Source organism: Litoribacterium kuwaitense (assembly GCF_011058155.1).
Classification (GTDB): domain Bacteria; phylum Bacillota; class Bacilli; order Bacillales; family DSM-28697; genus Litoribacterium; species Litoribacterium kuwaitense.
In genome coordinates this window covers 174,001-199,587 of the sequence record NZ_JAALFC010000003.1, presented here as the reverse complement: position 1 = coordinate 199,587, position 25,587 = coordinate 174,001, and the positions used below count along the sequence as shown (strand labels likewise).

The window sequence follows — 25,587 nt, the reverse complement described above, 5'->3', positions numbered from 1 at the left end:
GCGAACCGCTGTCGAAAGGGTCAACGCATATCTAAAAGAATTCTTTGGACTCAATCATGTCCGTCATCGGACAGGTAAGAAGGCAAGGCTTCATTTCCAATTGGTGACGCTTGTTTATAATGCCTCCAGAATGGCCACAGATCGAATTAAAAAGATGAAAGCAGAACAAATGTCCAAGGCAGCGTGAATTAAAGCACGATATATTTTAAAAAAACATGTAAAACACCAAGGGACTACTCTACACTCTTTTAAAAAAGGGACTTATGAAATTAACTCGATTTAAAAAATAAAAAGAATGGCCGTCTGACAAATGATTTCGTTGTGCAGCCCGTTTCAGATGAGTATTTGTTGTGTTAGCGATCATCGCCGTATGAGTAAAGATTCGCGGTCGATTGGACGAATAGATCAAGACCAGGTGATTGGAGAGGCGCAATATGTCTATTGGCCGATCAAAAATTTCCACCTGGCACCATAATAGAGTGAAAAGTAGGTGAAGGAAATGAAGCCAATTCAGTGGTATCCCGGCCATATGGCAAAAGCCAAGCGGCAAGTGATGGAAAAGATCGCATTAATAGATGTGGTCATTGAATTGACCGATGCACGGTTACCTGAATCAGCACGAAATCCAATGACTGACGAAATGACAAAAGCGAAGCCGAGAATCCTAGTTTTAAATAAAAGTGACCTTGCAGACGAAAGAAAGACTGAGGAATGGCTTAGCTTTTATAAAGAGAAGGGTATTCAAGCCATCGCAGTAGATGCTCACAAAGCAAAGTCAGCTACAGCCTTATTAAACGCTTGTCAGTCCCTTGTCGCTGAGAAGCGCGAGAAGCAGCGTCAAAAAGGAAGAAGACCGCAAAATATAAGAGCGCTCATTTTAGGGATTCCAAATGTAGGGAAATCAACACTGATTAATATGCTGGCAAAAAAGAAAGTAGCGAAGACTGGTAACCGGCCAGGGATTACGACAGCACAGCAATGGATTAAAACAAAAGCGGATATTGATTTACTGGATACTCCTGGGATTTTGTGGCCTAAATTTGAAGATCCTGAAGTTGGCTACCGCCTTGCGGTAACAGGTGGTATTAAAGACGATTTAATTGATTATCAAGAGGTGGCAGTGTACGGTGTATCTTATTTAAAAAAAGTGTACCCAGATGCAGTAAAAGATCGATATGGTCTGGAGGATCTTGAACAGGAACCCTTTACACTATTAGAAAACATCGGACAAAAACGAGGCTGTATGCAACGAGGCGGTATTGTCGACACAGAAAAGGCGTCAGAGCTTTTTCTTCGTGAGCTACGTTCAGGTCAGCTTGGGAGGCTTACTTTAGAAAGTCCTGAACTCAAACACGTAAAGAGTGAAGCCGATAATAAAGGAGAAGCTCCTAGTGAGTGAGACCATTCACGATATTCGCCGACGCCTGAAGCAACAGTCTGTAACACCAGCGGAGATCAATGCATTAAAGCAAGATCAACGCGCAGGTGTCCAGCGTCTCATTCAAAGCTATGAACGTAAGCGGCTATTAGCGCAAAAAGAAGCTGAACGGTTTGAACAAATGGCAGCGTACGAAAAAGATTTACGTTCGCAAGGCAAAGAATGGATTGCGGGAGTTGATGAGGCAGGACGAGGGCCGCTTGCAGGCCCTGTCGTCGCAGGTGCTGCTATGTTGACAGATGACTTTTTTTACCCAGCTTTAAATGACTCCAAGAAGATGAGCCCGGCTGCACGCAAAGCTTGCTATACATATATCATGGACAATGCACTTGCCACAGGTGTAGGCATTGTAACAGCAGAAGAAATTGATGCAATGAACATTTATAAAGCTGCACAATTAGCGATGGTTAAAGCAATTGAAAATATGAATCAACGTGTTGACCACGTCCTCGTCGATGCAATGAAGCTCGCCATTTCAACTCCTCAAACAAAGCTGATTAAGGGAGATCAAAAAAGCATCTCTGTCGCTGCCGGTTCGGTTGTTGCTAAGGTGACGAGGGATGAGCTTATGGAACGCATGGCGTATCGTTATCCACAGTACGGGTTTCACGAGCATATGGGGTATGGTACAAAAAAGCATTTAGAAGCGTTAAAGGCGCATGGTCCTTGTGAGCTTCATCGTAAGTCATTTCAGCCAATCAAGGAGCTTATTGAACAGAAAGCGTGAAGGAGGCAATGTATCTTGCTGCAGCAGTTAATGGATATGCTTAGTACGACGATGCAGCGTCCCCCCCAGCCGTTAATGCTTACAGAAGGACAAGTTCTGCGCGGTAGAGTTCTGGAGGTTAAGGCAGAAACGAAAACGGCCGTTGTGCTATTAGCAGGAAAGCGTGTAGATGCCGTCTTAAACACGCCTGTTAAGCCGCAGCAGTCTTATGTATTCCAAGTGTATAAAAACGAAGGGGAAGGACCGCCAATTGGTCTACGCACCCTTCCTGATGCTCAATTGCCCTTACAGACACAAACCCAAACGCAAGCGACGAACCAACGCACCTCTTTGGCGACGGCGGCACTTCCGGACTGGCTAGCACAAGCAGTAGGAGGTAAAGCAGCGCTTAGTAAGACTGAAGTTGCTGAATGGCAATCATTATTCAGACAATTTGGTAAAACACCGGAAAATATAACAATGTTGCAAACGATGGCACGGTTTTCGCTTCCTCCCTCTGAGCCATTATTTCGTTCATTGACCCAATGGGTTCATTCAGAGACTGACCAGACCACTGCCGCTAAAGCCTATCGATTGCTTCATAGCCTGCAATTGGCTGAGCCAACACAAACAACAAACACATTAAAGCAAGCACTTGAGCTACTCCTCCCTTTGACTGCAAAAGAGGGCGGATTAAACGATCGCATCGCTTTACTGCGCTCGTGGTCATCGTTTGTCAATGTACAGGAAAATACGAAAGAACGACCATCCATTCAACAGTTATTGCAGTCGTTTGCCTCTGAGCAAGGCAATACGCCTGCTGCAAAAGAGGCTGAAGACTTATTACACAAATTACAGCTTTTTTCGCATTTATCGAAGGAAAGAGAGGGGACAGGTCAAACATTTTTTCTGCATTTTTCTGACAACCAAGGTGATCAAGTTGTGCAGTATCAAGGACAGCATACAAACGAAGGAGAGTTGGATGCTGATTTTTGTCGTTTGTTTTTTTGTCTACGACTTGATGTTTTAGGGGAAGTTTTGCTCGATGTACGTGTGCAAAATCGTGCAGTGTCGATTGAATTCATCCATGAAGACGAAAAGGTATCCCACGTACTCCACGAAACATCTTCTCAATTAAGGGAAAAGTTATCTGCACTTGATTATACCCTTTCATATATCGAACAGAAGGTGCCCACAGTGGACGACGATTTAAGCTGGGTGGAATCTTTCCAAGTGCCTGTTGAGGAGGGAAGAGAATGGAGAATTTAAAGCAGCAAAAGAAAGCAGCCGCGCTTTCTTACGATAGCGAAGCCCTTTCTACACCGAAGCTCGTAGCAAAGGGAAGCGGAGATACGGCCGAAGCCATTCTAGCTCGCGCAAAAGCACACGGAATTCCTATTCATGAAGACGCTAATTTAACAGAAGCACTACAAGTACTTGAGCTTAATCAAACGATTCCAGAAGCGTTATATAGCGTTGTTGCAGAAATACTTGCCTACATTTACCATGTAAATGAAACATACTCTGAACGAAACATAAAGGCAAATGTTTCTACAACCTTTAAGAAGCAAGAGTAGACAAGTCCAGTAGTTCTTATATACAATGGATACGTTGTCATTGTTACAAATGATACATATAAAGGGAGGATCAAGCATGAATATTCACGAGTACCAAGGCAAAGAAATCCTCAGATCATACGGCGTTGCCGTGCCAAATGGAAAAGTGGCTTTTACTGTTGAAGAGGCTGTGGAAGCAGCTAAGTCACTTGAATCGGATGTCACTGTAGTCAAAGCGCAAATCCATGCAGGTGGGCGTGGAAAAGCTGGCGGTGTTAAACTTGCCAAATCTCTTGATGACGTCCAAGCATATGCTGAGGAGCTAATTGGCAAGACTTTGGTAACCCATCAAACAGGTGCAGAAGGACAAGAAATAAAGCGTCTGTTAATTGAAGAAGGTTGCGATATTCAAAAAGAATTTTATGTAGGTGTTGTTATTGACAGAGCAACATCTCAAGTCGTTTTAATGGGATCTGAAGAAGGCGGCACCGAGATTGAAGAGGTCGCTGAAAAAACGCCAGAGAAAATCTTTAAAGAATATGTTGATCCGACGGTTGGCTTGCAAGGATTCCAAGCGCGTCGTATGGCTTTTAACATTAATATTCCTGCTGCCCAGCTATCGAAGGCAGTTGCTTTTATGATGGGGCTTTATAAAGCTTTTGTTGAAAAAGACTGTTCTATTGCAGAAATTAACCCATTGATCGTGACCGGTGACGGTGAAATTATGGCATTGGACGCTAAATTAAATTTTGATTCCAATGCACTTTACCGACAAAAAGATTTGTTGGAGTATCGTGACCTCTCTGAAGAGGATCCAAAAGAAATCGAAGCATCTAAATATGACCTAAGCTATATTTCACTTGATGGAAATATCGGTTGTATGGTTAATGGTGCTGGTTTGGCGATGGCAACAATGGATATCATTAAGCACTATCACGGTGACCCGGCAAACTTCCTTGATGTTGGCGGAGGTGCTACAGCTGAGAAAGTAACAGAGGCCTTTAAGATCATTTTGTCTGACAAAAATGTTGAAGGGATCCTCGTTAACATTTTCGGAGGGATCATGCGCTGTGACATCATTGCCGAAGGTGTTATTGAGGCGACAAAACAAGTCGGTTTAACCCTTCCACTTGTCGTTCGCTTAGAGGGGACAAATGTAGAGCTTGGTAAAGAGCTTCTAAAGAAATCCGGATTGAACATTACTGCGGCAGATTCTATGTCCGATGCTGCGCAAAAAATCGTATCGCTAGTACAACAGTAGAAGAAAGGCGGGAGATTCGATGAGTATTTTTATTAATGCAAACACAAAAGTCATTGTCCAAGGCATTACAGGATCTACAGGGCTTTTCCATACGAAGCAAATGCTCGAATACGGTACGAAAATTGTCGGGGGTGTAACACCGAAAAAAGGCGGCACCGAAGTTGAAGGTGTACCCGTCTTTAATACTGTATCTGAAGCAGTGGAAGAAACAGGAGCTACGGCTTCCGTAATTTATGTCCCGCCTGCTTTTGCTGCGGATGCCATTATGGAAGCTGCCGATGCTGAGCTAGACTTAGCGATCTGTATTACAGAAGGTATTCCTGTTCTTGATATGGTTCGAGTGAAAAAGTACTTGGAAGGACGCAAAACTCGTTTAATTGGTCCAAACTGTCCAGGGGTTATTACGCCGGATGAATGTAAAATCGGGATTATGCCAGGATACATTCATAAAAGGGCCACATTGGTGTTGTATCCCGTTCAGGTACATTGACATACGAAGCCGTTCACCAATTGTCTCAAGAAGGTATCGGTCAATCTTCAGCAGTTGGTATCGGCGGAGACCCAGTCAACGGCACAGATTTTATCGATGTCCTAAAAGCGTTTAACGAAGATGAGGATACGTACGCTGTCATCATGATTGGTGAAATCGGTGGAACAGCAGAGGAAGAAGCTGCTGAATGGGTGAAAGCCAATATGACGAAGCCTGTTATCGGATTTATCGGTGGTCGCACAGCACCTCCAGGCAAGCGAATGGGGCATGCAGGCGCCATTATTTCTGGTGGAAAAGGGACTGCTGATGAGAAGATTAAAACGTTAAATGAGTGTGGTATTCGGGTAGCTGAAACACCTGCTGTGATGGGTGAAACGTTGATTTCTGTACTTGAAGAAAACAATTTGCTTGAAAAAGCACGCTCTTAACTCCTTAAGAAAAGCTCCTGCATCCAGGGGCTTTTCTTTTACCTAAGAAAAACGAAATGACAAAGAAAGGATTTGATGCTTTGCTGCTCGTCGAAAAGAAACGCCTTATCCGCCTTCACTCTGTGCTGTATGGTCGTTGGCACACTATAAAAATGCCTTAGAATACGATGCAACGTTAGCATGGATCGATAAAGCTTCACCCTCAGCATTCGCAGAAATTCTACACCTTCCCCTGCAACAAGCCTCTCGCATCCATTCCGAGCTTCAGCAAACGACTTTCAAAGCCATTTCATCTGTTTGTCAGCTCCATGACATTAGCATTCACACCCGTTTTGATGATTCTTATCCTCATCTCTTAAGACATATCTTTGCTCCTCCTCATGTCCTTTATGTGAAAGGGAGAAAGAACTGGCCGCCACGAACAAAAGCTCTAAGCGTCGTTGGTTCTCGGCATCCAAGCCCTGCTGTTCGTCCTGCTTTAAAGCATGTGTTACCGCCCTTAGTAGAACGTAATTGGTGTATCGTGAGTGGGATGGCTTATGGCGCAGATCGCATCGCTCATGAGATCGCCATGCATTCGTGTGGAATGACGATCGCTGTTCTCGGCAGTGGAATAAATCATATCTATCCTAGAGCACATACAAACTTGGCCCAACGAATCGTTCAGCAAGGGTGGCTTGTAAGTGAATATCCGCCAAATACGCCCCCGAGAAAGTGGCATTTTCCAGCAAGAAACCGCGTGATTAGTGGTCTCAGTCAAGGGGTGTTAATTGCGGAGGCAAAACAACGAAGCGGATCATTAATTACCGCACATTATGCGGTCGAGCAGAATAGGGATGTCTATGTCATTCCAGGGTCTATTTATGAACCTTATGCAATAGGTAGTAATGAATTGATTCGGGACGGGGCAACCCCTGTATTTACTGCTTCAGATATTGACGAAAATGTTTCTTTGGAGGCAATCAATCCATCTATTGTTTGACAAACTGTAGATAAATCATTAATAATAGGGAAGATTTTAATTCACACCTCTTTGGGGGGAACCGAATTCTATGGCAGACTACCTGGTCATTGTGGAATCGCCTGCAAAGGCAAAGACCATTGAAAAATATTTAGGAAAAAAATACAAAGTAAAAGCATCGATGGGACACGTACGTGATCTCCCGAAAAGTCAAATGGGAGTAAACGTTGAAGCTCAATATGAGCCTAAATACATTACGATACGTGGAAAAGGTCCAGTTTTAAAAGAGCTAAAAAACGAAGCAAAAAAAGCAAAGAAGATATATCTTGCAGCTGACCCTGATCGCGAAGGTGAAGCCATTGCTTGGCACTTGGCTCATAGTTTACAAATCGATGAAGCATCAGAGTGTCGCGTCGTTTTTAATGAAATTACGAAAGATGCGATCAAGGAATCATTTAAGCACCCACGTGCAATAGATATGAAACTTGTTGATTCGCAGCAAGCTCGTCGTATTCTTGACCGGCTGGTTGGATACAATATTTCTCCGTTACTTTGGAAAAAAGTAAAAAAGGGGCTGAGCGCCGGTCGAGTTCAATCTGTCGCTGTGCGGCTTATTATCGAGCGAGAAAATGAAATAAAAAAATTCATACCAGAAGAGTATTGGACAATCACTTCAGAGGTTAAGAAGGGAAACAAAGCTTTTGAAGCTTCTTTCTATGGAGTGGACGGGAAGAAACGCCCGTTAAAAACGAAAGAAGACGTTGATGACGTTTTAGAACAGATGGACGGCAAGGATCTTAAAGTCGCCTCCGTCGCGAAAAAGGAGCGGCGGCGTAATCCGGCACCGTCCTTCACGACATCTTCATTACAGCAAGAGGCGGCACGAAAATTAAACTTTCGTGCGAAGAAAACGATGATGCTTGCCCAGCAGCTTTATGAGGGGATTGACCTCGGGAAAGAAGGAACGGTTGGTCTTATTACATATATGCGTACAGATTCGACGCGGATATCAGCTTCTGCATTACAAGAAGTCAGTACGTATATTGAAGAAAACTACGGTAAGGAATACGTTCAACGAAGGCAACAAACAAAAGGACCTTCTGAGAACGCTCAGGATGCCCATGAGGCTGTCCGGCCAACGTCTGCACTCCGTCACCCTAGTTCGTTGAAAAAAGTCTTAAAAAGAGATCAGCTGCGTTTATACAAGCTCATTTGGGAGCGTTTCGTAGCAAGCCAGATGGCACCGGCAGTGATGGATACAATGAGTGTCGATCTGACAAACAATAATGTAACCTTTAGAGCGACAGGGTCCAAGGTCAAATTTGCTGGCTTTATGAAAGTGTACGTAGAAGGTAACGATGACAATAAAAAGGAAGAAGATCGGATTTTGCCACCTTTAGAAGAAGGGGACATCGTCCAAGCTGAAGCCTTTAAACCGAAGCAACACTTTACGCAGCCGCCGCCGCGATATACAGAGGCAAGGCTCGTCAAGACGCTTGAGGAGCTTGGCATTGGTCGTCCGTCAACGTTTGCACCAACCTTAGATACCATCCAACGTCGCAACTACGTTACGTTAGACAATAAGCGGTTCGTACCGACAGAGCTCGGTGAAATTGTTTTAGAACTCATATTAGAGTTTTTCCCGCAAATTATTGATGTGAATTTCACGGCTGGAATGGAAAAGGACTTGGATGAAATTGAAGAAGGGCAAAAGGATTGGATCGAAGTCATCGATGGATTTTATAAGGGGTTTGAAAAGAGCTTAAAAGTCGCCGAAAAAGAGATGCAGGAAGTGGAAATTAAAGATGAGCCCGCTGGCGTCGATTGCGAACTGTGTGGGTCGCCGATGGTCATCAAAATGGGACGTTACGGAAAGTTTATGGCATGCTCGAACTTCCCTGACTGTAGAAATACAAAGCCGATTGTAAAAGAAATTGGTGTAGGGTGTCCACGTTGTAAGGAAGGTCAGATTGTGGAGCGCAAAAGTAAAAAAGGCCGGATTTTTTACGGGTGTGACCGTTATCCAGAATGTGAGTTTATTTCCTGGGATAAGCCGATTTCCCGTCCTTGTCCAAAATGTAACGCTCTTTTAGTCGAGAAAAAAATAAAAAAGGGCAAACAAATTCAATGTACGCAGTGTGATTATAAAGAAGAACCACAAGAATAAAGGAAGTAAGGAAGTGATGAAATGTCTCAACGTCCTGTTCACGTGATCGGCGCAGGACTAGCCGGGAGTGAGGCGGCATGGCAGCTTGCCAAGCGCCAAATCCCGGTGGTTTTGCATGAGATGCGTCCGGTTCAGCAAACACCGGCGCATCATACAGACAAATTTGCTGAATTGGTTTGCTCGAACTCTCTTAGAGCGAACGCACTTACGAACGCTGTTGGTGTATTAAAGGAAGAAATGCGCGCACTTGATTCGGTGATTGTTTCATCAGCCGACGCCTGTGCAGTCCCGGCAGGAGGGGCACTTGCGGTTGACCGGCATGAGTTTGCTGCTCGCGTAACAGAGCAGGTAAAAGGGCATCCGCTCGTGACTGTTGTTTCGGAGGAAGTGACTGATCTAACGGATGAACCGACGATTGTGGCTACAGGACCGCTTACGTCCGATCGTCTCGGTGCAACATTACGCGAGTTAACGGGTGAAGAGGATCTTTATTTCTTTGATGCAGCAGCACCGATCATTGAAAGAGATTCAATTGATGAAGACATTGTTTACTTAAAATCACGTTATGATAAAGGCGAGGCAGCTTATTTAAATTGCCCAATGACGGAGGAAGAATTTGATCGTTTTTATGAGGCGCTCATGGCTGCGGAGACGGTAGAAGTTAAGCCGTTTGAAAAAGACATGTTTTTTGAAGGATGTATGCCAATAGAAGTGATGGCTCGGCGGGGTAAACAGACATTGTTGTTTGGACCAATGAAGCCAGTAGGTCTTGAGGATCCGCGGACGGGTAAACGCCCATTTGCTGTCGTGCAGCTTCGGCAAGATGACGGTGCAGGCACACTTTACAATATTGTCGGATTTCAGACACATATGAAGTGGGGAGCACAAAAAGAAGTTTTACGTTTAATTCCCGGGCTTGAAAATGCAGAATTTGTTCGTTTAGGCGTAATGCATCGGAATACATTTATAAATTCACCGCGTCTATTGCTCCCGACCTACCAATATAAAGGTCGAGCTGACTTGTTTTTTGCAGGTCAAATGACCGGTGTTGAAGGCTATGTGGAATCAGCTGCTTCAGGGTTAATGGCAGGACTGAATGCCGCACGTATCGTTCGGGGAGAGGAGCCTGTTGTTCTTCCGGCTGAGTCGGCTCTCGGGAGCTTAGCACGTTATATTACGTCAGCTAATCCAGAAGACTTCCAACCGATGAACATTAATTTTGGCTTATTCCCGCCACTTGAGCAAAAAATAAAAAATAAAAAAGAGCGGAATGAAACAATCGCTCGGCGTGCACTGGAGTCAATTCAGAATTTTTCATCAATCTAATGATTTTCGATTGCATCTTACTAATTAAGTATGGTACGATTTGAGTGCCTTCATATGAGGTGAGATGATTTGCAAACGTATGATAAACACAAAGAGCAATTTCTTAAATATCTTCGGGTGGAGAAGCTTTATTCGGCTCACACGCTACAAAGTTACCAGAGAGATATTGAGCAGTTCGTTCATCATTTAGAGCAGCAACAGTTCACTCACTTTGCTGCTGTTTCTCATGCAGATGTGCGCCGCTACTTAAGTTACTTATACCGTCAGCGATATGCACGAAAAACAGTAGCTCGGAAAGTCTCTGCTTTGCGAAGTTTATACCATTATCTCATGAAGGAAGCGTACGTCGAGGAGAATCCTTTTGTTCTTTCTCAAATACCGAAGGCGGAACGAAAGCTCCCTCAGTTTCTTTATGAGAAGGAATTGAATCAACTTTTTTTGGTTTCAGATCAGACCTCGAATCTCGGACAAAGAAATCAAGCTTTGCTCGAATTGATGTATGCAACCGGTATTCGTGTATCAGAGTGTACATCAATACGTCTTCAAGATGTTGACTTTTCTGTCGACGCTGTCCTTGTTCGGGGAAAAGGCAAAAAAGAGCGCTTTGTCCCATTTGGTAGTTTTGCTCACGCCGCACTTCGTCTTTATATTGAGGAAGGGCGTGTTCAGCTTTTGAAAAAGTCCTCCCAAACAACAGATGCCTTATTTTTAAATCATCGGGGTGGGGCTCTTTCTGAACGCTCTGTACGTGAAGTGTTAAACAAACTAGTAAAAGACGCATCTCTTCATATTCATATCAGCCCACACACGTTAAGGCATACCTTTGCGACCCATATGCTAAATGAGGGGGCAGACTTGCGTTCTGTGCAAGAGTTACTAGGACATGAAAATTTGTCTACGACACAAATGTACACACATGTGACAAAGGATCGCCTTCGCCACGTGTACATGAACACCCATCCTAGGGCATGACAGTTAGAAGGAGGACAAGGAGATGGAACAGACGTTTCACGCGACGACGATTTTTGCCATTAAAAAAAATGGTGAAGCGGCAATGTCAGGAGACGGCCAAGTGACACTCGGCAATGCTGTCGTTATGAAGCACACTGCGAGAAAAGTGAGGAAGCTTTATCAAGGTCGTGTTTTGGCTGGCTTTGCAGGATCAGTAGCAGATGCATTTACACTGTATGATATGTTCGAAAGTAAGCTAGAAGAGTTTCAGGGTAATCTTCAAAGAGCCAGTGTCGAGCTTGCTAGAGAATGGCGTTCCGATAAAGTATTGCGCCGGATGGAGGCAATGCTTATTGTTATGGATCAGTCACACCTTTTTCTCGTTTCTGGTACAGGCGAGGTCATTGAGCCTGATGACGGGATATTAGCAATTGGTTCTGGGGGGAACTATGCGCTAGCTGCTGGACGTGTACTGAAAGAGTATGCACCTGAATTGAGTGCGGAAACGATTGCTAAAGCAGCATTGGAAACAGCGAGCCGGATTTGTGTATATACAAACGATCAAATCATCGTTGAAAAACTTTGAAAAAATGTCACATTATTTTTCTGAAAAAGGGGAATACATAAAAGTGGCTCTGATTTCAGTTGAAAGTGACAAAGGTACTGTGAAGGAGGAACAATCTTGCAAAAATCCTTAACCCCAAGACAGATCGTCGAAAAACTCGATCAATCGATTGTAGGACAAACAGCAGCAAAAAAGGCGATCGCCGTTTCTTTACGCAACCGATATCGCCGTAATGAAGTAGATTCAAAAATGCGAGATGAGATTGTACCAAAAAATATCTTAATGATTGGGCCGACGGGTGTAGGGAAAACGGAAATTGCAAGAAGGCTTGCAAGGCTTATCGGCGCTCCTTTTATTAAGGTGGAGGCGACAAAGTTTACTGAGGTCGGTTATGTTGGTCGCGATGTCGAGTCGATGGTGCGCGATCTCGTTGAAAGCGCCGTTCGAATTGTCAAAGAGGAACAAATGGAGCGTGTGCAGGAGCCAGCAAAGAAGCAAGCTGATCAACGAATTGTCGACTTACTTGTACCTTCAAAAAAGCAGCAGACATCTTATAAAAATCCACTTGAGATGTTGTTTGGAAATCAATCATCCGAGGAAAATCAATCTTCCGCTTCAGAAGAGCAACAAAGTCGAAATGAGCAAAAGAAACAAGTTGCTCATAAATTGGCTTTAGGTGAGCTGGAGGATCATATGATTACGATTGAGCTTGAAGAACAGCAGCCTTCTATGTTTGATATGTTGCAAGGCTCTGGAATGGAACAAATGGGAATGAATATGCAAGATGCGCTGTCTAATTTTATGCCCAAACGAACGAAAAAGAAAAAACTATCAGTTCGAGAGGCGCGCCCCTATCTTATTCAGGAAGAGGCACAGAAATTAATCGATGTCGATGAATGTATTCAAGAAGCAGTTCATCGTGTCGAGCAAAGTGGCATGATCTTTATCGATGAAATTGACAAAATTTCTGGGAAAGATCATAAAAACGGTGCCGATGTTTCTAGGGAAGGTGTTCAGCGAGATATTCTTCCAATTGTTGAAGGAGCGACGGTTGTTACAAAACATGGTCCAGTAAAAACAGATCATATTCTATTCGTGGCAGCCGGTGCCTTTCACCAAAGTAAGCCATCAGACTTGATTCCCGAACTTCAAGGACGCTTTCCTATTCGTGTCGAACTAAACAATTTAACAGAAGAAGATTTTGTTCGCATTCTAATGGAGCCAAAATACGCACTTCTTAAACAATATACAGCACTTTTGGCCACTGAAGGTATAAACGTTGAATTTTCTGACGATGCTATACGTAGGATTGCATCGATTGCGACGACGGTTAACGAAGATACTGATAATATCGGGGCGCGTCGATTGCACACCATTCTCGAGAAATTATTAGAGGATCTCATGTTTGAAGCGCCTGATATAACGTTAGATACCATTCGCATTACCCCAGAATACGTTGACGAAAAATTGTCAGAAATCGTAAAGAATCGTGATTTAAGCCAATACATTTTATAGTCATTCAAGGAGGATATTTAGAAATGAAGTTACTAGAAAGAACAAGAGAAATTAATGCAATGTTACAAAAGGCAGCAGGACGGCCAGTGAATTTTCGCGATATGGCTGAAACATTGCAGGAAGTCATTCAAGCTAACATTTTTGTGATTAGCCGTCGTGGTAAGCTTTTAGGCTATTCTATTCGTCAGGAAATTGAGAATGATCGTATGAAAGAGATTATAAGCAATCGACAGTTTCCTGAGGATTATACAAACCGTTTATTTAACGTTACAGAAACATCGTCAAACCTGGATGTTGAAAGTGAATACACAGCATTTCCAGTTGAAAATAAAGACCTATTTAAAAATGGATTAACGACAATTGTCCCTATTATTGGCGGGGGCGAGCGTCTAGGGACATTAATTCTTGCGCGTCTCAGCGATTCTTTCGCTGACGACGATCTTGTGTTAGCTGAGTACGGTGCAACAGTTGTTGGAATGGAAATTCTACGTGAGAAGGCAGAGGAGATTGAAGAGGAAGCGCGCAGTAAAGCTGTTGTGCAAATGGCAATTTCATCTCTTTCATATAGTGAACTTGAAGCGATTGAACATATCTTTGAAGAACTAAATGGCAACGAAGGCTTGCTTGTCGCAAGTAAAATCGCTGACCGTGTCGGGATTACACGTTCTGTGATCGTCAATGCTCTTCGAAAGCTTGAAAGTGCTGGTGTCATTGAATCTCGTTCTTTAGGAATGAAAGGGACTTACATTAAAGTGTTAAACAATAAGTTTCTTGTTGAGCTTGAAAAGTTGAAAGCTAACTAAACAAACGACTGTTATGCAGTTTTATAACCGCCTCTCTAGGAGGCGGTTTTTGTTTGTTGACACGCTTGCTTTTCGTTAATTGTATTTGCGTCTCTCACGTTGATTGACAACCATTTGCAAAATCTAGCTCAATTTTGTCCCATTGTTAGTTCAGTGAATACAAATGATAAAGCCGTTCTCTCATAGAGAGACGGCTTTTTTAAGTAAACATATTGGGAGATGTCATCTTTTTGTAAGAATCGCTATGACAAAAGCCTGCATTTTTTATGAGATAGTATTATAAACGACAATATTCTTAATAAGAATTTAATTTTAGACCTAAAGTACCACGTAATGTTAGTTCTTTCGGATGAATTATGATGACTATTTTAGATATTATAGACAACGGTACTAATATTATTTACAATACAAGAGATCAGATGAAGGAAAATTAATGAAATAAACCACGTTATTGTCAGTCTATGTCGAATAAAGGAGGAAAGATATGAGTCTTTTGGCGAGTTCAACTATTACTGCATTGGAAAAATCAGTAGGATTTGCGCAGATGAAACAAAATGTAATAGCTCAAAATATCTCCAATGCAGATACTCCTGGATATAAAGAACGATCTATATCTTTTAGAGACACGTTACATAATGCGCAGGAATCTCTCGTAGCAAAAAAAACAAATGCTGCTCACATCCCTTTTTCTAAGGAAACAAATACGCCTTATCTGATCCAGTCAAAACAAACATCTTATCACCACAACGGAAACGCTGTAGATATCGACAAGCAAATGGCGATGATGGCAGAAAATCAAATGCATTATTATGCGCTTGTTGATCGGTTGAATGGAAAATACCAATCTCTTCGATCAGTCATAAAAGGAGGTCAGGCATAATATGACGTTGTTTACTCCACTACATATTAGTGCTTCTGCTTTAACAGCACAGAGGTTACGTATGGATGTCATTTCTTCTAACATTGCCAATGCAAATTCGACTCGTGCAGAGCTTGTAGACGGTCAGTGGCAACCTTATCGAAGAAAAATGGTTAACATTGCACCTAAGGATTCAACATTTTCAAATTATTTGCAGACTGCTCGTCAGCAGTATGCTCAAGCGGGGGAAGGCGTTCAAGTGGAAAGCATTGTTGAGGATGATGCGCCTTTTTGCAGCAATATCATCCTGGACATCCTGATGCGAATGAGGAAGGGTATGTGCTTAAACCGAATGTAGACCCACTTAAGGAAATGGTTGATTTGATGAGTGCGACAAGAAGCTACGAAGCGAATGTCACAGCTTTAAATGCTTCTAAAGGAATACTGATGAAAACGTTAGAGATTGGAAAATAGCAGTGGGGAGGGGAATAACATATGGTTGGAATTTCACAGAATATTCAACTGCCTAGTGGATTGCCGCGACCTACGCCAGAGGTATCACCTGCAGAAGCGCAGCAATCATTTAAACAAGCAATGTTTAATGCCTTAGATCAAGTTCAGAAGCAACAGGAAATCTCAGATGAAAAAACGACACAGCTTGCAACTGGAAAGGTAGACAGCCTTCATGAAGTGATGATAGCGAAAGAAAAGGCGGGTTTATCTTTACAACTTACGATGGAAGTACGTAATAAGGTTGTAAGTGCATATCAAGAAGTGATGAGGATGCAGATTTAATCACAGCATATTACCGAAGAAGGGGCAACCGGGGGAATGATGAAAGATAATTTTAAGCAGTATTGGGAACGCATCAAGGCCTTCTGGAATGAACGGCCTCTATGGCAAAAGGTCAGCTTCATCAGCGCTCTCTTCCTCGTCATTATTGGCTTATCCTTTGTTACATATCGCGGAGCAAACCCGACGTTAATCACACTTTATAACAATCTTACGCCTGAAGAAACCGGGCAGATTAAAGCGAATTTAGACTCTAAGGGTGTGGCTTCAGAAATTGGCGCAAATGGTACGTCTATTCAGGTTCCGGAAGATCAAGCAGAAGCTTTAAGTGTGGAGCTTGCTGCAGAAGGTATACCAGAAACTGGGCATATCGATTATTCATTTTTCGGAGATCAAATGGGCATGGGTATGACCGAGAACGAGTTTCAAATGGTCAAATTAGAGTCAATGCAAAATGAATTGGCGCAAATGATTACGTCAATATCCAATATTGACGATGCAAAGGTCATGATCAACATTCCAGAGAGCTCAGTGTGGGTGAATGAAACAGACCAGCCGGCTTCAGCGGCGATTGTTCTTAAAATCGCACCTGGTGCCAATGTAGACCAGTCATCAATTAACGCGCTGTACCATCTCGTTTCAAAAAGTGTACCCTCATTGCCGCCAGAAAACATTGAGATTATGGATCAAAACTTTAACCACTTAACGCTGAAAGGAAGCGATGAGCAGTCATTTGCTACCTTTTCTGATCAGCTCGAAGTGAAGAGTCAAATTGAAGAGGATATTAAAGAGCGGGTACAACAAATGCTCGGGATGCTTATGGGTTATAACCGAGTCGTGACCACAGTAACAGCAGACATTGATTTTACTCAGGAAAATCGCACAGAAAACCTCGTCGTTCCTGTCAATGAAGAAGATATGGAAGGCATTCAAGTCAGTGTTGAAAGAATTACTGAGGCATTTGAAGGCCAAGGAGCAGGAGCCGGCGGCATCGCAGGAACAGCTGACAATGACATCACAAATTATGCGGAAGTCAATGGCGGACAAAATGGCGATTACGAACGGATCGAGGAACGGATTAATAACGACGTCTCTCGTATTCAAAAGAACATCGTTGAAAGTCCATATCAGTTAAGGAACCTCGGGATTCAAGTACTCGTTGATCCGACAATTCCAAATACGAATGGAGAGGTGTTGTCCGCTGCTGAGCAAACACAATTGCAGGATGACATTTCACAAATTCTTACGAAAATCATTCGAACATCTGTCCCAGAGAGTGTCCGTCAAGAGCAAGATGTTGATCTCGTTGAAAATATTTCTGTTGCGATGCAGCCATTCAATGGAAGAGTCAATTTTGCAAACGAACCATCTTCAGGCTTGCCATTGTGGAATATTTACGTCATGGCTGGGCTAGGTGTGGCCTTGCTCATTGCACTCATTGTTTTATGGAGTCGGCGGAAAAATCGTGTTGAAGAGGAAGAGCTTGAGTATGATCAAGGTGGTCTGTCTTTTGTAGATGATGAGGTCGAAGATATTCCTCGTGAAGAAGGAGAGGAAGTTATGAAAAGACGACAAATTGAAAAGTTGGCGTTGGAGCATCCAGACGAATTTGCCAAGCTACTTAGAACATGGCTGTCTGAAGATTAATATGCGAAAAGGAGGTGACTTGCTTTGGCGAGGCCATTAACTTATGACCTAACCGGAAAGCAAAAAGCTGCCATTCTCTTAATTTCACTTGGACCAGAATTGTCGGCAAATATATTTAAACACTTGTCAGAAGAAGAAATGGAAAAACTGACGTTGGAAATTTCCGCAGTTAAAAAAGTCGAAAGCTCTTTTAAAGATCAGATCTTAGACCAATTTTATAATTTAGTCATGGCTCAAGACTATATTACCCAAGGGGGAATTGGGTACGCGAAAACAGTCCTCGAAAAGGCCATTGGCTCAGATGAAGCGACAAAAGTGATCACACGTTTGACCTCGTCGTTACAGGTACGTCCCTTCGATTTTGCAAGAAAGGCAGATGCGTCACAGGTTCTCAACTTTATTCAAAACGAGCACCCGCAAACAATTGCACTAGTTCTTTCCTATTTGGATTCAGATCAAGCAGGACAGATTCTATCTTCACTGCCACAGGAATCGCAGGCCGACATTGCCAAACGGATCGCTTTAATGGAAAGCACCTCCCCTGAAATGATCAATGAAGTTGAAACGATTTTAGAAAGAAAGCTGTCATCAACGGTGTCACATGATTATTCACAAACTGGAGGCATTGAGGCTGTCGTTGAGGTGTTAAATGGGGTCGATCGGTCCACTGAACGAACCATTCTTGAGTCATTAGAAATTCAAGACCCTGAGCTTGCTGAAGAAATTAAGAAGCGGATGTTTGTCTTTGAGGACATTGTCACGTTGGATGCAAGGGCAATTCAACGAATCATTCGTGAAGTAGATAACGATGACCTGATGCTCTCTCTAAAAGTTGCCAGCGAAGATGTTAAAGAAGTGGTCTTCTCTAACATGTCTCAACGTATGGTGGAGACTTTTAAAGATGAGATGGACTTGTCAGGCCCAGTGAGATTGCGTGATGTTGAAGAGGCACAGACGCGCATTGTGACGATTATTCGAAACCTTGAAGAAGCTGGTGATATTGTGATTGCCAGAGGCGGGGGAGACGATATCATTGTCTAGAATCTTAAAGACGACTTCAAAGAAAAATGAAGGTCGGCAAATAAATTTATACACACCTATTCAGGAGCAGGAAGAGCAGATTGCCAAGGTAGATCATGAGGCAGAAGCTGAAAAAAAACGATGGGCTGCAAAACAAGAGGCGGAAGAGATCATTCAAAGAGCTGAAGCTTATTATGAAGCAAAGAAGGAAGACATTCGGCAGCTAAAAGAAGCAGCTGTAAAAGAAAAAGAGGCGTTGTTCCTCGAAGCTCGCGAACAAGGAAAAGAGGAAGGGCTTAAAGCGGGGCGAGAGGAAGCTGAAGCACTATATCAAAAAAACTGGCGATCGCGTCAGATATTGTCGAAAGCTTAACAAACATTCGGTCGCAAACGATTGAACAAGCAGAGGAAGACATAGCTGCGCTAGCCTTTGCGGTTGCTTCCAGAGTAACGCGTCAGGCAGCTGAAAACATGCAAAGCCTTAGGTGTGTTGTTTCAGCATTGCTTAAGGAGGTCAAGGAAGCAGATGTCGTTAAATTGTATGTGTCTCCAGAGCAGTATCTTTTTGTGTCTGAACAGCAAGAGCGGGTGAAGAAACCGGGCCAGGACCTTCTCGTCTATCCGGATGACGATCTCCAATTCGGGGACTGCTACTTGGAGACTTCCAACGGTCGAATTGATGCAAGTGTCGACAGTCAGCTGAACGAAATTCGTAAAGCCCTTGAATTGACAGTGGACGAGGTGGAGGCATATGACAAGGCATTTGAGCGAGCTCATCGATATCATCCAGAAGACAGATACCTTTCAGAAGTACGGTAGAGTACATCGCGTTGTTGGCTTGATGGTTGAATCAATTGGGCCGCCATCTTCTATTGGAGATGTGTGCTACATTCATGTTAATCACCCGAGTCGATCTAGTGTACCAGCTGAAGTTGTTGGTTTTCGAGGAGATCATCTGCTCCTCATGCCATTTTTCAGCATGCAAGATGTGTCTGCTGGCTCGCTCGTTGAAGCGACGAATCGACCTCTTTACGTACCAGCTGGAAAAGATTTGATTGGTCAAGTGCTTGATGCGCTTGGAAAGCCATTAGATCGCTCTTCGTTACTGGCAAAAGGTGTGCAGTATGTAAACTCTGACAGCGATCCGATCAACCCGTTGAAGCGTCCGGCAATTACCGAGCCGCTTGAATTAGGTGTCAAGGTACTTGATGGTTTACTCACAATGGGTAAAGGGCAGCGAATGGGTATTTTTGCTGGTTCTGGGGTCGGAAAAAGCACGTTGCTTGGTATGATCGCGCGAAATTCCGAATCTGATGTGAATGTAATTGCTTTAATTGGTGAGCGTGGTCGTGAAGTAAGAGAGTTTATTGAACGCGACTTAGGACCTGATGGGTTAAAAAAATCAGTTGTTATTGTTGCTACGTCGGATCAACCCGCCCTAATGCGACTTAAAGGTGCCTTCACAGCTACGGCCATTGCGGAACACTTTAGGGAACAAGGGATGAATGTCATGTTTATGATGGACTCTGTCACAAGGGTAGCAATGGCGCAACGAGAGATTGGTCTTGCTACAGGTGAGCCACCGACGACCAAAGGGTATACGCCCTCTGTATTTGGGATGCTTCCACGATTGCTAGAAAGAGCTGGCAACAGCGTAAATGGGACAATGAGCGCAATCTACACAGTCCTTGTCGATGGAGACGATTTAAATGATCCGATTGCTGATGCGGTTCGTGGAATCTTAGACGGTCATCTCGTTCTTGACCGTGAGCTTGCTAACCGGGGACAGTTTCCGGCGGTGCATGTTCTGAAAAGCATTAGTCGTTTAATGAATCACATTACCTCTGATGAGCAACGTACCCTTGCAGAACAAATTCGTACGTGGATGGCTAGCTACGATGAAGCAGAGGATTTAATCAAAATTGGTGCTTACAAACGTGGGTCATCACCAGAAGTGGACCAAGCTGTGACTAAAATGCCTGAAATTCGTTCGTTTCTTAAGCAAAAAACAGACGAATCGTATCGTCTCGAGCAAACGTTAGATGCGTTGAGGCAAATAACGGAGGGATAACATGGCGCAGAAGCATCGATTTGACACCATTATTAGTCTGAAAAGCTATGAAACAATGGATGCGCGGGCTGCTTACGAGCAGTCAGTGGAAACGTTTAGGCGGGAAGGTACACAGCTGTACCACATGCTGAAGGATAAAGAGCAAACGACCGCACAGCTTGAAAAGCAGCTTCAAGAAGGGTGTTCATTGCTTGAGATTCAACGTCTACAAACTCATTTGCAGACGATGGAAAAGCTCATTGATCACAAGCAAACAGAGGTTGCAAATGCCCGTACGGAGATGGGACAAAAACAAGAAGACTTAGCATCTAAAAGTATAGAACAAAAAAAATACGAGCATTTGAAGCGCAATGATTTGCGGAATCAAGAGCTTGAAAGAGAGCGGCAAGAGGTCAAAATGCTGGATGAAATGGCCGTTCAGCATCATTTTAAATCGTGAGAGTAGGTGAGGCTTATGAGTAAAGGAAAAACAAAAAAGCGCCTCTCATGGATTTTTTTTATCATTATTCTTCCAATAGGGGCGGCGCTCGCATTAACTGTCTTCATTATGCAGGCAATGGGGATGAATGTGCTCGATACGGGCAGGTCGATCGCGTCATCTATACCAGTTGTGAATGAGTGGATTCCTCCAGAGGACGAGCAAGAGCAATCTTCTGAAGCGACAATCCAGCAGCTTGAATCGATGATCACAGACCAGCAACAAGAGATTAAAAATATGCAGGCTGCTGTTGAACAAAAAGATACGCAAATTAAAACGCTAGAGAATGAGCTTGAACAAGCAAAGTCGAATCGACTTCAGCTTGAAGCTCAGCGTGAAACAAAAGCTCAAAAAGAAGAAGAGACATTAAAGACTTTTGAAGAGATGACAGCATCAAAGGCAGCTGACCTTTTCGCTGAAATGGAGTCTGACACAGTGATGCGACTTTTAATGAAAATGGGTTCTGATCAACGTGCTTCAATTTTAGAAAGTATGGATCCTGCACAGGCAGCACCAATTGCTGAATCAATTGCAAGTACAATTCCTTAAAAGAAAGGGGGTGAATCGAGTGAAGATGCAGTTAAACGGGTCATTGCCTCTTGCAGGTGGAGCCCAATCAGTAGGTGTATCGAAAGGGGAACGAAAAGAGGATGCGGGTGTCAGCCCCCTGTTTAGTCAGTTATTCAAAACCTCTTTAGAAGGACAAGGGAATAAACAAGTATCAGAGACCCTTTTACATTCGTCCGCAATACAACATATGTCGCCAGAAATGTTAGAAATGATGACTTTGTTGAAATCAATCATGGCCGAACTTGATCTCACTGTTGAAGAGATGGACCAATGGTTTGCGAGCCTTAGTGAGACATCCATGCAAGGAGTAACGATGCAATCATTAACAGCGGCAGTTGAAGAGCTTGTCAATGATCCTGGGGAAGACGAGAGTCACTCACAGCTCCAAGCACTTTATACGTTACTACTTAAAGCGGACATTCCTTTACCTAGCATTAAGCAAGAAGTTGCAAGCAATGACAAAAAACCTCTCGATGCTCGCCTGATTCAGCTGATTCATCAAAGCGTTACAGCAAGTAAGGTTAAGCCTATGGTCACTGTTCAAGCATCAGAAGCTCGTTCGACCGCTGAGAAGTCAATGGAGAAAGTCTCTCAAGACGTCGCACAGTTAGCAAAAATCATATCTTTTAAAGATAAGTCTCCTGAACAATGGAAAGAGCTCAAAACAATACTTTACCGTATGGAAGCAACGAGAAGTGGGATAGAACAACAATGGGCATCGATGGGAGCGATGAAAAAGGCTCAACTGTTAGACGGGAATGACTCTCCTCCAGTCCAGATTGCAAAGGATAAAGGTATAAATATTCATCCCCAAGCACTCACGACCCCGTTAGGTGGAGGGACACAAAACGTTGATATTGCGTCTACTTCATCTGGGAAGTCCACACAAGTCATTTTTAATCAGCTAGACCATGGGATGAAGCAATTTATGCTCGGTCGAAGCGAGGTTGTTCCCGGGCGCTTGACTATCCAACTGCAGCCTGAGCACCTTGGTCAAGTTACTGTCCGACTTCAGCAGTCTCCTCAAGGGATCATTGCTTTAGTAACAGCCCATGCAGCACAAACTAAAGAGTTGTTAGAGCAAAACGTTCATCAACTCCGTCATGCGCTGAGCCAACAACATGTGCAAATTGATCGGATCGAATTTACAACCGTTGAAGAAAGCGATCAGCATCTGCAAAAAGGGTCCGATGAACAATCGCAACAGCAGTCTAAAGAGCAACAACATGAAGAAGATACACCACATGAAGAACAGCGGTTTTTAGAAGAGCTTCAACAAGAGTTATTGAATTTACAAATTTAGGAGGTCGCCATGAGTACAATTGGGAGCGAGTATGATTTGCCAACTGCTAGAGAAGCTCATACGAAGCAAAAAGATGCGCCGTCAACAAAAAGCAAGAGTGAGTTAGGCAAAGATGACTTTCTTCAGTTGCTTATTCTTCAGTTGCAACATCAGGACCCGACGAATCCGATGGAAGATCGAGACTTTATCGCGCAAATGGCGAACTTTTCTTCATTGGAACAGATGGCGAACCTCAATAAATCATTTAATGATTTTGCGGCTAACCAATCGCAAAATGCGCTAACGGGTGCCAGTGAGTTAATTGGAAAATATGTCACGTATGCAAGTGAAAGTGGGATGGCTACGGAAGGTAAAGTGGTTGCTGTATTTCAAGCTCAACGCGGAATTTCTTATAAACTCGAGGATGGAACGGTGCTTTCTGAGAAAGACATTGTGCAAGTATCATTAGAGAGCAGTGAAACAGATGAGGATATCCCGTTAGAAGAAATTGAACCGCCTATCGGTGAAGTTGAAGAAGATCCTCCAGTTGAAGAAGAGTCGGTGAATGGTCAAAGTCAAAGCTCTTCGTCAATGGACATGTTCAGTCAGTAAGAAAAACGAGATTTTTTTGAACGGTGAAAAAAGCCCATCGTGGTCAGCTGTTCGAAATTAAAAGGATATAGGAGGAAGGTTAAATGCTTCGTTCTTTATACTCAGGCATCAGTGGAATGAGAAACTTTCAAACTAAACTTGATGTGATAGGAAACAACATTTCCAACGTCAACACAGTTGGTTTTAAGAAAAATCGGGTCACGTTTAAAGATCAAATGTATCAAGCGATTTCAGGAGCGAGTGCTGCTGCGCAAGGTCGAGGTGGGATTAACCCGAAACAAATCGGGCTTGGGAGCACAGTGACCACGGTCGATACGCTCCATACACAGGGGTCAACTCAGCAGACTTCTAGAGATCTTGATTTATCCCTAAGAGGCGACGGCTTTTTCGTAGTCGGGTCTATTACGAATGGCACCCTCGTTAATAAGGATGGTACGAATGCGATTGGAGACAACAAAATCACTTCAGGTGCGATAGATGATGCAATGGATTTAAGCTACACCCGCTTTGGTCGTTTCTTTTTAGATGAAGATGGCTACCTTGTCAATGCAGACGGACTTTACCTGATTGGTGAAACCGGTCAAAAAATGATGCCAGATGACACGGAAAGTGCAGATGCCCAAGCGTTTATTGATGGCGGTCTTAAGGATTTTATTACCGCTGTCACAACACTCAATGAAGGTTTATCAAAAGCTAAAGACAAAGATGAAATCATTGACGCAATTGATGATTTTGTTTCAAGTATTGATGATTTTAAAGATGCTCTTGAAGACGCAAATGACGATTTTGGCGCTGGATTGGAAACGCAAGTGACAAACTTAGAAAAATTGAAAACAGACCTTGAAGCGATTGATGCTGGCGATGACACTGTAACAATCGATGATCTTCTAAGCGATGTTATGCCATTAATGCAAGTCCCAGTTGAATCGATCGAATTGGCAGAAGCGGCTGCTGTCGCTGCGACCGAGCCTCAATTTTCACAAGGATTAAGTTATCAGGCGGGATTAATTCAAATTCCAAAAAGTGCAGTGAGCTTCTCAATCGGTGAAGACGGTACAGTTTCTTTCGTTGATGGACTCGGGAAATTACAAGTAGCCGGACGATTGATGCTCGCTTCCTTTCCAAACAATGGCGGTTTGGAAAAATCTGGTGATAACTTATATAAAGCAACTGCGAACTCTGGGTCACCAGATGCAGATGGCAACGGATTACAACTTGGTGAGCTTGGGCGACCTGGAAGCGGTGTGTTCGGAAAAGTAACTCCAGGAACCTTAGAAATGTCCAATGTGGACTTGGCGGAAGAATTTTCGGAAATGATTGTTGCGCAGCGTGGTTTTCAAGCAAACACTAGAACAATTACGACCGCTGATGAGATTTTACAAGAGCTTGTCAATCTGAAGCGATAGGGAGGGAGCAGAGCCCGTAGCTACTTCTGGGCTCTGACAACTATGATTGAAGTCACTCGTCTAAACGGAAAAACATTTCACGTGAATGCGCTGCTAATTGAACAGATCCAATCTCACCCTGACACAACGATTACTTTAACAAATGGGAAGACATACGTCGTTCTCGAGGACGAAAAGCTGGTCGTTCGTAAAATGATCGAATATCACCAGCAGGTTCATACCTCATCCGAAAATTATTGGAGGAATGAGCATTGTTTGCAAGCCAATCCGCAAAAAGAATGATCGCCGTTTTATTTATCATTGTTGTTGTATTGCTCGGTGTATTCATTTGGATGTTTTTTCAGCCGGAGCCTACAGCAAATGCAGAGAAAAGCGTTGATGACCTCATCGCTCGCTCTTATACGACAGAAGAAATTACGACAAATTTGCGCTCGAATGATTTTGTGAAGCTGCAACTGACGATTGAAGCTGATACAGAAGCTGGAAAGATAGAGCTGGAAAAAAGAGCATTTCAAATCAATAACATTTTGATTCATCAGCTTTCATCAATGGACCGAGAAGCTTTTAAACAAGATGACAGCATGGCTTTGTTTGAAGACATGGTGAAGAATAAGCTGAATGAAGACCTTCAAGAAGGACAAGTCAATCGTGTATACACAACATCCTTTGTTCTTCAGTAAGGG

At 43.3% G+C, this 25,587-nt stretch carries 28 protein-coding genes and 2 pseudogenes; all 30 read left to right on the top strand.

What is annotated here, in order from left to right; translation table 11 throughout:
* A partial coding sequence (locus G4V62_RS03950) for a transposase (RefSeq protein ID WP_165199444.1) occupies positions 1 to 187 on the top strand: 187 nt, incomplete at its 5' end.
* Between the two features lie 123 nt (positions 188 to 310).
* Positions 311 to 475, top strand: a complete 165-nt coding sequence (locus G4V62_RS19735; RefSeq protein WP_312855424.1) for a S26 family signal peptidase — start codon at positions 311 to 313, stop codon at positions 473 to 475.
* Positions 476 to 499: 24 nt separating this feature from the next.
* On the top strand, positions 500 to 1,399 hold the full coding sequence (gene ylqF, locus G4V62_RS03945; RefSeq protein WP_165199443.1) for a ribosome biogenesis GTPase YlqF: 900 nt from the start codon (positions 500 to 502) through the stop codon (positions 1,397 to 1,399).
* Complete coding sequence (gene rnhB / locus G4V62_RS03940) at positions 1,392 to 2,165, top strand: ribonuclease HII (RefSeq protein WP_165199442.1); 774 nt, start codon at positions 1,392 to 1,394, stop codon at positions 2,163 to 2,165. The genes ylqF and rnhB overlap by 8 nt, the downstream gene beginning before the upstream one ends.
* Before the next feature lie 15 nt (positions 2,166 to 2,180).
* Positions 2,181 to 3,413, top strand: coding sequence for a TP0910 N-terminal domain-containing protein (locus tag G4V62_RS03935; protein WP_165199441.1), 1,233 nt, complete (start codon positions 2,181 to 2,183; stop codon positions 3,411 to 3,413).
* The gene (locus tag G4V62_RS03930; protein ID WP_165199440.1) at positions 3,401 to 3,721 is read left to right on the top strand and encodes an EscU/YscU/HrcU family type III secretion system export apparatus switch protein; all 321 of its coding nucleotides are present in this window, start codon (positions 3,401 to 3,403) and stop codon (positions 3,719 to 3,721) included. Before G4V62_RS03935 ends, G4V62_RS03930 begins: the two co-directional genes overlap by 13 nt.
* A gap of 76 nt (positions 3,722 to 3,797) precedes the next feature.
* Positions 3,798 to 4,961: an ADP-forming succinate--CoA ligase subunit beta gene (gene sucC / locus G4V62_RS03925; RefSeq protein WP_165199439.1), complete on the top strand. Its 1,164-nt coding sequence runs from the start codon at positions 3,798 to 3,800 to the stop codon at positions 4,959 to 4,961.
* Positions 4,962 to 4,980: 19 nt separating this feature from the next.
* Positions 4,981 to 5,879, top strand: a pseudogene (gene sucD / locus G4V62_RS03920) (succinate--CoA ligase subunit alpha).
* Between the two features lie 136 nt (positions 5,880 to 6,015).
* A complete protein-coding gene (gene dprA / locus G4V62_RS03915; RefSeq protein WP_165199438.1) occupies positions 6,016 to 6,861 on the top strand; it encodes a DNA-processing protein DprA in 846 nt (281 codons plus the stop codon).
* A gap of 70 nt (positions 6,862 to 6,931) precedes the next feature.
* Entirely contained in the window at positions 6,932 to 9,007 is a 2,076-nt protein-coding gene (gene topA / locus G4V62_RS03910) for a type I DNA topoisomerase (protein WP_165199437.1), read from the top strand.
* Positions 9,008 to 9,028: 21 nt separating this feature from the next.
* Complete coding sequence (gene trmFO / locus G4V62_RS03905) at positions 9,029 to 10,333, top strand: FADH(2)-oxidizing methylenetetrahydrofolate--tRNA-(uracil(54)-C(5))-methyltransferase TrmFO (protein ID WP_165199436.1); 1,305 nt, start codon at positions 9,029 to 9,031, stop codon at positions 10,331 to 10,333.
* A 69-nt stretch (positions 10,334 to 10,402) separates the two neighbouring features.
* Positions 10,403 to 11,305: a tyrosine recombinase XerC gene (gene xerC / locus G4V62_RS03900; RefSeq protein WP_165199435.1), complete on the top strand. Its 903-nt coding sequence runs from the start codon at positions 10,403 to 10,405 to the stop codon at positions 11,303 to 11,305.
* A 22-nt stretch (positions 11,306 to 11,327) separates the two neighbouring features.
* Positions 11,328 to 11,870 (top strand): ATP-dependent protease subunit HslV, encoded by a 543-nt coding sequence (hslV, locus tag G4V62_RS03895; RefSeq protein WP_165199434.1) that lies wholly within the window; start codon positions 11,328 to 11,330, stop codon positions 11,868 to 11,870.
* Positions 11,871 to 11,966: 96 nt separating this feature from the next.
* Positions 11,967 to 13,364, top strand: a complete 1,398-nt coding sequence (hslU, locus tag G4V62_RS03890; protein ID WP_165199433.1) for an ATP-dependent protease ATPase subunit HslU — start codon at positions 11,967 to 11,969, stop codon at positions 13,362 to 13,364.
* 23 nt (positions 13,365 to 13,387) lie between these two features.
* On the top strand, positions 13,388 to 14,167 hold the full coding sequence (codY, locus tag G4V62_RS03885) for a GTP-sensing pleiotropic transcriptional regulator CodY (protein ID WP_165199432.1): 780 nt from the start codon (positions 13,388 to 13,390) through the stop codon (positions 14,165 to 14,167).
* A gap of 484 nt (positions 14,168 to 14,651) precedes the next feature.
* The gene (gene flgB / locus G4V62_RS03880; protein WP_165199431.1) at positions 14,652 to 15,047 is read left to right on the top strand and encodes a flagellar basal body rod protein FlgB; all 396 of its coding nucleotides are present in this window, start codon (positions 14,652 to 14,654) and stop codon (positions 15,045 to 15,047) included.
* Between the two features lies 1 nt (position 15,048).
* Positions 15,049 to 15,500 (top strand): annotated as a pseudogene (gene flgC / locus G4V62_RS03875) (flagellar basal body rod protein FlgC).
* A 21-nt stretch (positions 15,501 to 15,521) separates the two neighbouring features.
* Positions 15,522 to 15,821, top strand: coding sequence for a flagellar hook-basal body complex protein FliE (gene fliE, locus G4V62_RS03870; protein ID WP_165199430.1), 300 nt, complete (start codon positions 15,522 to 15,524; stop codon positions 15,819 to 15,821).
* Positions 15,822 to 15,857: 36 nt separating this feature from the next.
* Positions 15,858 to 17,465, top strand: a complete 1,608-nt coding sequence (fliF, locus tag G4V62_RS03865) for a flagellar basal-body MS-ring/collar protein FliF (protein WP_312855423.1) — start codon at positions 15,858 to 15,860, stop codon at positions 17,463 to 17,465.
* 24 nt (positions 17,466 to 17,489) lie between these two features.
* The gene (fliG, locus tag G4V62_RS03860; protein WP_165199429.1) at positions 17,490 to 18,506 is read left to right on the top strand and encodes a flagellar motor switch protein FliG; all 1,017 of its coding nucleotides are present in this window, start codon (positions 17,490 to 17,492) and stop codon (positions 18,504 to 18,506) included.
* Positions 18,499 to 18,858, top strand: coding sequence for a FliH/SctL family protein (locus tag G4V62_RS03855; RefSeq protein ID WP_165199428.1), 360 nt, complete (start codon positions 18,499 to 18,501; stop codon positions 18,856 to 18,858). The genes fliG and G4V62_RS03855 overlap by 8 nt, the downstream gene beginning before the upstream one ends.
* The gene (locus G4V62_RS03850; RefSeq protein WP_165199458.1) at positions 18,813 to 19,304 is read left to right on the top strand and encodes a FliH/SctL family protein; all 492 of its coding nucleotides are present in this window, start codon (positions 18,813 to 18,815) and stop codon (positions 19,302 to 19,304) included. Before G4V62_RS03855 ends, G4V62_RS03850 begins: the two co-directional genes overlap by 46 nt.
* Complete coding sequence (fliI, locus tag G4V62_RS03845) at positions 19,237 to 20,556, top strand: flagellar protein export ATPase FliI (protein ID WP_165199427.1); 1,320 nt, start codon at positions 19,237 to 19,239, stop codon at positions 20,554 to 20,556. The genes G4V62_RS03850 and fliI overlap by 68 nt, the downstream gene beginning before the upstream one ends.
* 1 nt (position 20,557) lies before the next feature.
* Positions 20,558 to 20,995: a flagellar export protein FliJ gene (gene fliJ / locus G4V62_RS03840; protein WP_165199426.1), complete on the top strand. Its 438-nt coding sequence runs from the start codon at positions 20,558 to 20,560 to the stop codon at positions 20,993 to 20,995.
* A gap of 15 nt (positions 20,996 to 21,010) precedes the next feature.
* Positions 21,011 to 21,583 (top strand): MotE family protein, encoded by a 573-nt coding sequence (locus tag G4V62_RS03835; protein WP_165199425.1) that lies wholly within the window; start codon positions 21,011 to 21,013, stop codon positions 21,581 to 21,583.
* Between the two features lie 25 nt (positions 21,584 to 21,608).
* Positions 21,609 to 22,907 (top strand): flagellar hook-length control protein FliK, encoded by a 1,299-nt coding sequence (locus tag G4V62_RS03830; protein ID WP_246218242.1) that lies wholly within the window; start codon positions 21,609 to 21,611, stop codon positions 22,905 to 22,907.
* A gap of 9 nt (positions 22,908 to 22,916) precedes the next feature.
* Positions 22,917 to 23,498: a flagellar hook assembly protein FlgD gene (gene flgD, locus G4V62_RS03825; protein ID WP_165199423.1), complete on the top strand. Its 582-nt coding sequence runs from the start codon at positions 22,917 to 22,919 to the stop codon at positions 23,496 to 23,498.
* A gap of 83 nt (positions 23,499 to 23,581) precedes the next feature.
* Positions 23,582 to 24,904 carry a flagellar hook-basal body complex protein gene (locus G4V62_RS03820; RefSeq protein WP_165199422.1) on the top strand — a complete coding sequence of 441 codons (1,323 nt, stop codon included), beginning with the start codon at positions 23,582 to 23,584 and terminating at the stop codon, positions 24,902 to 24,904.
* 42 nt (positions 24,905 to 24,946) lie between these two features.
* The gene (locus tag G4V62_RS03815) at positions 24,947 to 25,186 is read left to right on the top strand and encodes a flagellar FlbD family protein (protein WP_165199421.1); all 240 of its coding nucleotides are present in this window, start codon (positions 24,947 to 24,949) and stop codon (positions 25,184 to 25,186) included.
* Positions 25,156 to 25,584, top strand: a complete 429-nt coding sequence (fliL, locus tag G4V62_RS03810) for a flagellar basal body-associated protein FliL (protein WP_165199420.1) — start codon at positions 25,156 to 25,158, stop codon at positions 25,582 to 25,584. Before G4V62_RS03815 ends, fliL begins: the two co-directional genes overlap by 31 nt.
* Positions 25,585 to 25,587: the final 3 nt, after the last annotated feature.

What these genes read in the sequence shown, in the direction of transcription:
- G4V62_RS03830 (WP_246218242.1), top strand. Translation starts at nt 21,609, where the DNA reads ATGCAGTTAAACGGGTCATTGCCTCTTGCAGGTGGAGCCCAATCAGTA.
- fliI (WP_165199427.1), top strand. Translation starts at nt 19,237, where the DNA reads ATGACAAGGCATTTGAGCGAGCTCATCGATATCATCCAGAAGACAGAT.
- G4V62_RS03835 (WP_165199425.1), top strand. Translation starts at nt 21,011, where the DNA reads ATGAGTAAAGGAAAAACAAAAAAGCGCCTCTCATGGATTTTTTTTATC.
- flgD (WP_165199423.1), top strand. Translation starts at nt 22,917, where the DNA reads ATGAGTACAATTGGGAGCGAGTATGATTTGCCAACTGCTAGAGAAGCT.
- flgB (WP_165199431.1), top strand. Translation starts at nt 14,652, where the DNA reads ATGAGTCTTTTGGCGAGTTCAACTATTACTGCATTGGAAAAATCAGTA.
- trmFO (WP_165199436.1), top strand. Translation starts at nt 9,029, where the DNA reads ATGTCTCAACGTCCTGTTCACGTGATCGGCGCAGGACTAGCCGGGAGT.
- sucC (WP_165199439.1), top strand. Translation starts at nt 3,798, where the DNA reads ATGAATATTCACGAGTACCAAGGCAAAGAAATCCTCAGATCATACGGC.
- fliE (WP_165199430.1), top strand. Translation starts at nt 15,522, where the DNA reads ATGGTTGGAATTTCACAGAATATTCAACTGCCTAGTGGATTGCCGCGA.
- codY (WP_165199432.1), top strand. Translation starts at nt 13,388, where the DNA reads ATGAAGTTACTAGAAAGAACAAGAGAAATTAATGCAATGTTACAAAAG.
- G4V62_RS03815 (WP_165199421.1), top strand. Translation starts at nt 24,947, where the DNA reads ATGATTGAAGTCACTCGTCTAAACGGAAAAACATTTCACGTGAATGCG.
- G4V62_RS03930 (WP_165199440.1), top strand. Translation starts at nt 3,401, where the DNA reads ATGGAGAATTTAAAGCAGCAAAAGAAAGCAGCCGCGCTTTCTTACGAT.
- G4V62_RS19735 (WP_312855424.1), top strand. Translation starts at nt 311, where the DNA reads ATGATTTCGTTGTGCAGCCCGTTTCAGATGAGTATTTGTTGTGTTAGC.
- topA (WP_165199437.1), top strand. Translation starts at nt 6,932, where the DNA reads ATGGCAGACTACCTGGTCATTGTGGAATCGCCTGCAAAGGCAAAGACC.
- fliF (WP_312855423.1), top strand. Translation starts at nt 15,858, where the DNA reads ATGATGAAAGATAATTTTAAGCAGTATTGGGAACGCATCAAGGCCTTC.
- fliJ (WP_165199426.1), top strand. Translation starts at nt 20,558, where the DNA reads ATGGCGCAGAAGCATCGATTTGACACCATTATTAGTCTGAAAAGCTAT.
- G4V62_RS03820 (WP_165199422.1), top strand. Translation starts at nt 23,582, where the DNA reads ATGCTTCGTTCTTTATACTCAGGCATCAGTGGAATGAGAAACTTTCAA.
- ylqF (WP_165199443.1), top strand. Translation starts at nt 500, where the DNA reads ATGAAGCCAATTCAGTGGTATCCCGGCCATATGGCAAAAGCCAAGCGG.
- hslV (WP_165199434.1), top strand. Translation starts at nt 11,328, where the DNA reads ATGGAACAGACGTTTCACGCGACGACGATTTTTGCCATTAAAAAAAAT.